Source organism: Psychrobacter sp. 1U2 (assembly GCF_051847575.1).
In genome coordinates this window covers 1-8,389 of the sequence record NZ_JBPYDC010000041.1, presented here as the reverse complement: position 1 = coordinate 8,389, position 8,389 = coordinate 1, and the positions used below count along the sequence as shown (strand labels likewise).

Sequence of the window (8,389 nt, the reverse complement as noted above, 5' to 3'; positions counted from 1 at the left end):
GTATAGGTGTATAGGTGTATAGGTGTATAGGTGTATAGGTGTATAGGTGTATAGGTGTATAGGTGTATAGGTGTATATACACCTTATAATAAATTATTATAAATCAACAATATAGGTCTGTTATCAACGCTCATTCAACCGTGATTCAATCATCTCAGTGAGCAGTTTAGTGACGGTTGTGCGATTATCGAGCACGTATTGTTTGAGCTCAAAATAGGTATCTTCATCAAGATTGAAGTTGACTCGTGTGGTCTTTTTGGACTTATCAGTGACGTCAGACAACTCAAGAGCGTCTTTTTTATCTTTACTTGGGCGGCCAGCTTTCATAACTCTACTTCCTTATCAAAAAACGTTTTAACCTCGTTAACCAGTTGCGTGATCTCAGTCACGGCATTGCTCTTAGCAGATTCTGTCTCAAATACCGTTTTGCCGACTGAAGCGCTATTTGGATAGCTGACGCGCTGCACAATTCTGGCATCAAGAACGGGCAGATTATAATCTTGTAGCACTGCGGCAACTTCTTTGCCGATGTTAGTGTTTTGGATCGCGCGAGAGACCACAAAGGCGGCTTTGAGCTTACCATCGGTCATCTCGATGCGCTGCTGCACCAAATCAACCAAATCATTGGTCGCCCACACATCATAGGGGCTTGGCTGTACGGGTATCAACACAAAGTCAGCGGCTTTGATTGCAGATAGTGCCAGATTGGTCGCTTGCGGTGAGCCATCAATTACGATGAACTCTTTATCAGAAACATTTTTTAAATCCTTATCAAGCGTTGGTCTATCAAGGCCGATAACAGGAACAGGATTGTCTTCATCAACGGCTCTCCAATCGCGAGCACTGCCTTGCTGATCACTATCAACGAGTAGCACACTATGACCCTGAAGTTGTAGCCCACGTGCTAAATGCGTGGCTATCGTGGTCTTGCCGCTGCCGCCTTTTTGGTTCAGTACTGCGATTACTTTCATGGTAAAGGCCTTATGATGATTATATATTCATACACTCAAATGAGTAAGTACTCATATAAGTATATTATCGCAAAGGGCTAGTAAGCACAACTGAAAGTATTGAGCTTATTAGTATTGGATAGGTCTTACTATTAAACCGATATGACACGTAGTAAAATGCACTGCTTAATAGCGCTATGCGTGTTTAGCGAATAATTTGTATGCTAATAGCACTATATTTGAAATAGGAGAGGGTAATGGTTAAGTGTCATTTATCAACGATAATGGGTGAAAAGCGCCTTAAAATTGCAGATGTTGCAAGAGAAACTTCTATCAACAGAGGCACAATCACGCGTATGTATCATGAAGAAGCCACTCGAGTAGATTTAGAAGTGATTGAAAAGCTATGCCGCTATTTTAAAATTGAGGTAGGCGATCTATATGAACTTACTGACGATTCAGACATCTAATCTCTAAACACATAAAATAACCTACAGTAGGTTATTTTATCTTGCAATGAGTCAAAATGCGTGTATAATTTTACCTGTAGCAGAACATTTAGTTAATTAAGAAATCTAATTAATCTACAGGAGGTTATTATGTATACGTCAGCGCAGCAACCAACAACGTCATCTTGGTTTGATCACAAAGTGAAGGTTTTAACCAAGCAACTGATTCAAAACTTACAAATACAGCAAGGCTCACAGCTGGCCAAAATATTGGACGTGAATCCGATTTTCTATAATGATGAGGCGCTTCATGTATGGGTACAGCGCCAGATAGATGAGGGGTTAATCGTTGATGATGAGGCGATTGGTGTGCTTGAGGCGGCGTTTATTGATTTAATGAATGCTAAAGAAGCTGTATAAATACTTGATTAAAAGAACGAGCAAAGTTTAGCTGATCAAACTAGTAGCTAAACTTTACTCATGTTTTCACACATTATTTTAAAACTTGAAATAAATGAAAAGGCTTTGTGCTTTCAGCAAGTTGAAATAGCAATGGAGTTATATCAGCTTTTCTAAGATTAATTTTTTTAGCAATATCGTCTAGGCTAATTCCTTCTGAAGTTAACTCACTAGTTATTGTATTGAGTACTTGGGAAGTCTCTCTATCCATTGGATAAGGCTCTGACTTACGATAATTATATTTTGCTATTTCTGGGCAGAGCACTCTTGTATAAACCCACTCACTTATGAACCCTAGCTTATGCATTCTATATGCCAGTGCTACTAAAGATACGCCGAACACTTTTTTCAGCTCAATAAGATTGTTGATGGTAGGATTTACATGTCTATATTCCATTAATGCAACTTCGGGCATCAAGAACGCAGATGCAAACTCATCTGCACATCTTTCGACTACTTTTGAATCCAAGTCTTCATCAAGTGATTTACTAAAACTTTCAGACATTTTCATACTGTATATATCTCTAACTAAATGACCTAGTTCGTGACATGCATCAAAACGACTTCTCTCCATAGTTTTTTGGTTATTAAGAAAGATAAAAGGTGTGTCATCATACCAAACGCTAAAAGCATCAATATATTCCGATTTTACAAAAATAGAAAAAATACGTATACCTTTTGACTCTAATAGAGCAATTAAGTTCCCAATAGGTTTATCACCCAGGCCCCAGTCGTAACGGAGCGAATTAGCCGCTTCTTCAGGAGATAGATGAGATAAATCAGGAAGTTCTGATTGAACAAGTTCAAACTCCTCTTCAAACCAATCATTAAGCATAAAGCCAGTAATGCCATAAGTTAAAGCTTCGGCTTTGACTTTCTTAGTCATTCTAGAACGAGATCTAAAACTAACACTATGTTCATCAATGATTGGTAAGTCACTACCTTTAAAAAAATCGATAGGGAAGCTTAGCACCCTTGAAATATCAACTAAATTAGGCTCAGTATTTCCTTTTAGATAATTTGTTAATGTTCTAGGAGTAATATTTAGCTTTTCTGCTAATTCAGCTTTGCTCACAGCTCGCCTATCGATTGCAAACTGTAATCGATTTGGATTAAACATATATTAGCCTTGAATTGATTAAGCTTTTTTCTTACGCTTGACAGGAACTACTCCTACCTCAACTTTTTCTTTCATACGCGGTGTTGTAGGAATGTTGAACTTAACATCAGGGATTTTGATCCGCGTACCCCAGTCATTGATCTTACCTTTTGCAAATGATTTTGGCTGCGAAAGCTCTAATCTCATTAACTCACCAAATCGGTAATGAAGTAAAGTCCAAATGGTCGTTCCTTTATCAGAGTTTAATAGCGGATAAATATCATCTTTAAGGGTATTTCCCTTAATTGATCTATTGCTTACGTTTCCATCTCGTAAACCTACATACTTGTTACCTGCAAAAACACGAATTGCATGCTCCTTACACGGCGATATTACGTATGCAACCCCACCTTTACCATCAACTTTAGTCCAACCAAGAGCACATAGTTTTTCTCTAAGAAAACCTGTAATGTGAAATTGCCACATTGCTAACGGAGCATTAGCTGGAAAAGAGCTTCCAACATGTTGAGTTTTTTCATTAGCGGCCAGAATCACCTCGTAAACTAGTTGAGTTGTAAGACTGGGGTGAATGGCAGCAAGAGCGCTAACGACCTCAGAATTTTCATCAATAAATTTGTCTGAAATAGCATCAAACGATGGTTGTAAAGAGAACATGGCATTTCCGATATATTATCATCAATTTGATGTATAATAATCGGAAATGCCATGTAAGTAAATAGCTAAGCGTCAATAAGATAAATAGAGCGAATTAAGTTCAGTTGCGTTGAGTATTTAGCATAGTTATTCTTATAGCCATAAGGATGGCACCCTAGTGAGGACTTGAACGCTAAACTGTGGGTTAATGGTATTAACGTTTTAACTTGCTGAGATAAGCACAGTGTACTTCATGGTGTACTTACCACACATATTCTATTAGTGATTGGTGCGATTCAGGTTAAGGAGAGATGCGCCGCTATTCGTTTTCCCCATTCAGAGTTAGAAATGAAGCCAATATTTTCTGACTTTATTTCTTCTAAAATAGTATAACAAGCACTAAGCTGGTTAATAGTATTAATGATCTCAGTTTTTTGACGTTTCGCTTCAGTAAGTTTTTCGGAAATAGTAATTAAAGCTTTATCAATATTGAGAGTGCCATTGAAATGATCATTTAGGTGTCTTTTAAATTCATTAAGAGTAAAACCGATAGCTTGTGCGCCTTTAATCATTTTAATACGCTCAATACATTCAGGATGAAATTCGGTGTATAGGCGTGATCCTGCTTGGCGTTTTCGAGATTTCAGTAGCCCCATCTCATCGTAATGACGAATAGTATCTTTGGTTGTGTTAGCTTGTGTTGCTAAAGCTCCTATTAATAAGAATGATGTATCAGATTCCATACTATAACCTTAAAAATATAATTTTTATCTAGTTTTAAATAACTATACCGCAACCTATAAAATACTATTGGCTTCTGAATATGGTGTACCCCAAAACAGACGTAGGGCTTGTTCTGTTGGTCTAAAAAATAGTAAAACCTTTAGTTTTCCAGAGCCTACCACACAAAGCTTCATTACCTGTGAACAGGCGATTGGTGATTTGCCTAATGAAACTATTGGAGATGTTGAGGGCTATTCCATTGAAGCCCAAATTAACTATCAGCGACTAATGCGAATGGATAGCAATATTTCATATTTTTTTGTTTTCTGTGCTGACACAAAACCGCCTTTCAAGGCAACGCCTTAGTATCAATATCACGGTTACGAGGTAGGGTAAGATAAGGGAAACGGCTCACCTTGGCCCGTATCTTTTTTTGTCGTTTGCTTGGATTACCCCAGATAACTTCTAAGGTGGTACCTTCGATGGCATACTCGGTTTCAATAACCGCCAAAGAAATCATACGACGGTAATAAAACGAATAAATACGTCCGCTTGAAATACCTATACTGCGACTATCTATCTGCACCTCATCTGCCACAACAATAGAACTCTGCGTTGTCCAAATAGGATTGGCTGGGAATTCCATAAACTCAAAAGGCTCACCAGACTCAAAATAAGAGGCATAGATATCCTTAATATCGTCCGCATACCATTCAAGCGTTACAATTTTTTTTGCTTGCTGCTGCATGGCAACTTCAAGGGCGGCTCTGCCAACGAAGTCATGATCAAAGGTGATCATATGCCCCCAACCTAAATCGATAGGGTTAAAATAACGACGGGTGATATCGACACCTGCACTGCCTGGCAGTTTGGCAAGCAAAGCATCGTATTTGCCATTTAGATAGTCCATAAAGTCTTCATCTTGGGTCCAAGCAGGTAAAAAGTGGATAAAGGCTTGGGCAAAACCATTTTCCGTATGATTCATACCATAAGCACGCATCCCTAGACGAACTAAGTTAAACGGTTGTCCTGCTGCCATTAAGGCTTGGTAAACCAACGGAGCATCTTTGATATCCCCATGCACCTCATATGCCAGTGTGCCTGCTACGCCCAACCGAAAAATCCGCACAGCAATACCTGTTGGTGGTAGTTCATCCCCGTAGATATGCACTGTGCGATGCCAAATAAATTTAATATCGCTGAGGGATTCTTGGGTGGCTGCCTCGAGAATTTTCAAAGATAAGGAACCACCCAGTTGGAACAGAAAGGTTTTGCCTGTCAAATCTTCAATATTGACATCATAGTTGCCACGACTGGCAATGTATTCTAGGTAAGGTGATAAAAAATATGATACGAACGCATTATCCTCTGTGCGAAGCAGCATACCATCCGCCATCACATTACCCTTATAGTTACACATCACGGCATGCTTTGATGCACCAACGCTAAATCGGCTAAAATCGTTGATACAATGATCGCGAAACAATGTTAATGCATCGGGTCCTGTGATGCGTGCAGGCATTGGTGGGTTTAGCCCAGCGTGCAAGTAACAGCTCTCTTTCCATGAAAGGACTTCTGTTTTCCAGTCCATAAATTGATAGGGATAAAGATGCCCAAACGCCACATTGTAATCGGCAACGTCTTTAAAAAAAGGAATATAAGGGCTATAGGGAATAGTATTCTCTTGCTTCATGAGTGACTCCCGTCATTAAGTAGCATGCGTCATCTCAAGTAATTGCTGTTTAAGGGCATGTAAATCTTTTTTGGCAGTGAGCTTGCCGCCGTGTAATAAATGGGTGAACCAAATGCCATCGGCTGCCATTCTGACTACTTCAAGCTGTAGGCTGTTATCGGTCTTTTGATGCTTCACCATACGCCCTGCCATCCACACATCCCAACGCTCAACTAGCTCAGGTCTGGCACACAGCGAAAATGTCAAAGCTGAAGACAATCTATCATCAATACAGGCAAAAAAAGTGGCATGGATATAGGCTCTAGTAAAACGACCGTAATCGCCTGTATCTTTATCTAATAAGTCGTCAAGCAACTTGTCAAGCATCGCTAATTCACGGTCAAATACAGCTCCAATTAGAGTCTTTTTATTGGGAAAATGATGAAATAAAGCTCCTTTAGTGACCCCTGCCTCAGTTGCCACCTTATCAATGCTTACCCCTGCAAAGCCGTGCGTAGTCATTAAACTTGCGGTACTTTGTAATAAGCGATGCCGCACCATGTCAGGGTTTTTTTTAGGTCTATTCAGGTTAGTCATTAGCCATGTCCACTCATTTTAGAAAAGCCATTAATCACCACTACTCCAATCACAATCAGTGCAATACCTACAATGGCCGCCATATCTGGTTTTTGCTTAAAGACCAAGACGCCAATAACCGTTGTTAAGATAATCCCAAGACCACCCCAAGTTGCATAAGCAATGCCAATGGGTAAGGTGCGTAATGCCTGTGCCAGCATAAAAAATGATCCTGCAAAAAATACCCCACAGATAAGAGTCGGCACAAGGCGAGTGAAATGCTCAGATTTGCCTAAAAACGTGGTAGCGATGACTTCAAGTACGATGGCAAAAAACAGAGCAGCATAGGATAAAAGCGAGTTCATAAAATTAACCAGTAGGAAAAAATCCTATTATACATACCAACTGGTTGGTATACATAATAAAATTTGTGACTTTTTTATGTTAAATTTCTTTAATGGGGTCAGCATAGGATCTGGAAAGATTAGCCCGCTAAGTGATTTATTTGAGTTGATGAGCTGAAAGCAAAGCTTTTAAGTCATCTTGTTTTATTTAAGTATATTACTGGTTTTTCCCTGTACAGAACCTGAAGGGACTTGAAGTAGTGACACTACCTGCATTGATATTTACATGTGCAATAATTGGTGTAATGATATATGTCATTATGGCAGGCTATGCTCGACAATGATTAAAAAGCCCAAAATCTCGTTAGAATTTCAACTGAGCTGGCACATCGTTTATGGGACTTGCAGGAACTTGGCTAGTGGTCAAAAGTTAAGAAGTTTTACAGTTGCTATATACGGTTTACCTTCAGCTAAATTGATATCAGGTCTGTGAATAGAGTATACCCCATTGGAACCATCCTTTGATGGTTTTCAAATATATTTACAGACTATCTAAAATAGACTGTTATAACGAAACCACTTTAAACGACCTATCACTAGACTATACCCAAAACATAAAACTTCTAAACGACAACCTATCTATCATTTGACTTTTATTTGATATTAAATGATAGTAATATCTTGCTATTATCAATGAACATCAATTATTAAGTCTAACTGATACAAAGAGGTATTATGACCGTTCGTATTTATGTGAGAGCCAGCACTAAGGATCAAGACGCTACTAGAGCATTAATAGATTTGGTTGCCTTCAGTAGCCGCTATGGTGATAGCTATGTTGATTACGTTGAGCACTTCAGTGGTACAAAGCTCGATAGACCAATCTTAGCTAAGTTGCTAAAGGACGCCGAGCAAGGCGATATTTTATTGGTTGAAAGCGTGGATAGATTAAGCAGACTATCTCAAGATGATTTTTCGATTCTAAAGCAGCGTATTAAAGATAAGGGCTTACGATTGGTGGTGGCTGATCTACCAACCACACATACGATGAGTGACGGTATGACAGGTGAGATCCTAAAAGTGATTAACGATATGCTGATCGATTTATTAGCGACCATGGCAAAGCTTGATAATGACAAGCGTAGAGAGCGCATTAAACAAGGATTGGCCAACAGTGGCTATAAACCCACTGGTAAGAAAGCCAATACCGCAAAACACAATCGTATTAAAGCATTGGCTAGTCAAAACAATATGACAAAAGAAGAGATCGCTAAGGCGGTTGGTGTTGGCGTAGCTACCGTTTATCGTGTCTTAAAGCAGGTCAATAGCTGAGGTATTTTAAATATCGACTCAACGTGACCTTTGGTCTTGATTTAAAGGCATCGCTGACCCCTGCCGTCAAATCCGTATAACTAAACTTGGGAGATTTTAATTACGCAGCCTGACGATAATAATCAAACCAC

The 8,389-nt window shown here is 39.2% G+C and carries 11 protein-coding genes and 1 pseudogene; 4 read left to right on the top strand and 8 right to left on the bottom strand.

What is annotated here, in order from left to right; translation table 11 throughout:
* Positions 1 to 123: 123 nt before the first annotated feature.
* Both ACS8FD_RS12640 and parA read right to left on the bottom strand, forming a co-directional pair.
* The gene (locus tag ACS8FD_RS12640) at positions 124 to 327 is read right to left on the bottom strand and encodes a hypothetical protein (RefSeq protein WP_300312249.1); all 204 of its coding nucleotides are present in this window, start codon (positions 325 to 327) and stop codon (positions 124 to 126) included.
* The gene (parA, locus tag ACS8FD_RS12635) at positions 324 to 971 is read right to left on the bottom strand and encodes a ParA family partition ATPase (RefSeq protein WP_348654299.1); all 648 of its coding nucleotides are present in this window, start codon (positions 969 to 971) and stop codon (positions 324 to 326) included. Before parA ends, ACS8FD_RS12640 begins: the two co-directional genes overlap by 4 nt.
* 236 nt (positions 972 to 1,207) lie before the next feature.
* Between parA and ACS8FD_RS12630 the strand changes: the two genes are divergently transcribed.
* Entirely contained in the window at positions 1,208 to 1,420 is a 213-nt protein-coding gene (locus tag ACS8FD_RS12630; RefSeq protein WP_201530165.1) for a helix-turn-helix domain-containing protein, read from the top strand.
* A 129-nt stretch (positions 1,421 to 1,549) separates the two neighbouring features.
* Entirely contained in the window at positions 1,550 to 1,819 is a 270-nt protein-coding gene (locus ACS8FD_RS12625; RefSeq protein WP_348654298.1) for a hypothetical protein, read from the top strand.
* Between the two features lie 73 nt (positions 1,820 to 1,892).
* Here the strand turns inward: ACS8FD_RS12625 and ACS8FD_RS12620 are convergent, their stop codons facing one another.
* From ACS8FD_RS12620 to ACS8FD_RS12610, 3 genes are all read right to left on the bottom strand, one after another.
* Positions 1,893 to 2,978, bottom strand: coding sequence for an ImmA/IrrE family metallo-endopeptidase (locus tag ACS8FD_RS12620; RefSeq protein ID WP_348654297.1), 1,086 nt, complete (start codon positions 2,976 to 2,978; stop codon positions 1,893 to 1,895).
* Between the two features lie 18 nt (positions 2,979 to 2,996).
* The gene (locus ACS8FD_RS12615; protein WP_025643763.1) at positions 2,997 to 3,632 is read right to left on the bottom strand and encodes a hypothetical protein; all 636 of its coding nucleotides are present in this window, start codon (positions 3,630 to 3,632) and stop codon (positions 2,997 to 2,999) included.
* A 275-nt stretch (positions 3,633 to 3,907) separates the two neighbouring features.
* A complete protein-coding gene (locus ACS8FD_RS12610) occupies positions 3,908 to 4,354 on the bottom strand; it encodes a MerR family transcriptional regulator (RefSeq protein ID WP_439276165.1) in 447 nt (148 codons plus the stop codon).
* Positions 4,355 to 4,406: 52 nt separating this feature from the next.
* Between ACS8FD_RS12610 and ACS8FD_RS12605 the strand changes: the two are divergent.
* Positions 4,407 to 4,700, top strand: a pseudogene (locus tag ACS8FD_RS12605) (DNA cytosine methyltransferase); the annotation flags it as partial.
* Here the strand turns inward: ACS8FD_RS12605 and ACS8FD_RS12600 are convergent.
* From ACS8FD_RS12600 to ACS8FD_RS12590, 3 genes are all read right to left on the bottom strand, one after another.
* Positions 4,684 to 5,880 (bottom strand): hypothetical protein, encoded by a 1,197-nt coding sequence (locus tag ACS8FD_RS12600; protein WP_439276164.1) that lies wholly within the window; start codon positions 5,878 to 5,880, stop codon positions 4,684 to 4,686. The pseudogene ACS8FD_RS12605 and the gene ACS8FD_RS12600 overlap by 17 nt on opposite strands.
* Before the next feature lie 162 nt (positions 5,881 to 6,042).
* The gene (locus tag ACS8FD_RS12595; RefSeq protein WP_439276163.1) at positions 6,043 to 6,603 is read right to left on the bottom strand and encodes a TetR/AcrR family transcriptional regulator; all 561 of its coding nucleotides are present in this window, start codon (positions 6,601 to 6,603) and stop codon (positions 6,043 to 6,045) included.
* On the bottom strand, positions 6,603 to 6,947 hold the full coding sequence (locus ACS8FD_RS12590; protein WP_087040376.1) for a DMT family transporter: 345 nt from the start codon (positions 6,945 to 6,947) through the stop codon (positions 6,603 to 6,605). The genes ACS8FD_RS12595 and ACS8FD_RS12590 overlap by 1 nt, the downstream gene beginning before the upstream one ends.
* Positions 6,948 to 7,661: 714 nt before the next feature.
* On the opposite strand from ACS8FD_RS12590, the gene ACS8FD_RS12585 reads away from it, so the two are divergent.
* A complete protein-coding gene (locus ACS8FD_RS12585) occupies positions 7,662 to 8,258 on the top strand; it encodes a recombinase family protein (protein WP_114701980.1) in 597 nt (198 codons plus the stop codon).
* Positions 8,259 to 8,389: the final 131 nt, after the last annotated feature.

Excerpts from the sequence above, each read along its gene's own strand:
- ACS8FD_RS12640 (WP_300312249.1), bottom strand. The coding sequence starts at position 327 with ATGAAAGCTGGCCGCCCAAGTAAAGATAAAAAAGACGCTCTTGAGTTG.
- parA (WP_348654299.1), bottom strand. The coding sequence starts at position 971 with ATGAAAGTAATCGCAGTACTGAACCAAAAAGGCGGCAGCGGCAAGACC.
- ACS8FD_RS12630 (WP_201530165.1), top strand. The coding sequence starts at position 1,208 with ATGGTTAAGTGTCATTTATCAACGATAATGGGTGAAAAGCGCCTTAAA.
- ACS8FD_RS12625 (WP_348654298.1), top strand. The coding sequence starts at position 1,550 with ATGTATACGTCAGCGCAGCAACCAACAACGTCATCTTGGTTTGATCAC.
- ACS8FD_RS12620 (WP_348654297.1), bottom strand. The coding sequence starts at position 2,978 with ATGTTTAATCCAAATCGATTACAGTTTGCAATCGATAGGCGAGCTGTG.
- ACS8FD_RS12615 (WP_025643763.1), bottom strand. The coding sequence starts at position 3,632 with ATGTTCTCTTTACAACCATCGTTTGATGCTATTTCAGACAAATTTATT.
- ACS8FD_RS12610 (WP_439276165.1), bottom strand. The coding sequence starts at position 4,354 with ATGGAATCTGATACATCATTCTTATTAATAGGAGCTTTAGCAACACAA.
- ACS8FD_RS12595 (WP_439276163.1), bottom strand. The coding sequence starts at position 6,603 with ATGACTAACCTGAATAGACCTAAAAAAAACCCTGACATGGTGCGGCAT.
- ACS8FD_RS12590 (WP_087040376.1), bottom strand. The coding sequence starts at position 6,947 with ATGAACTCGCTTTTATCCTATGCTGCTCTGTTTTTTGCCATCGTACTT.
- ACS8FD_RS12585 (WP_114701980.1), top strand. The coding sequence starts at position 7,662 with ATGACCGTTCGTATTTATGTGAGAGCCAGCACTAAGGATCAAGACGCT.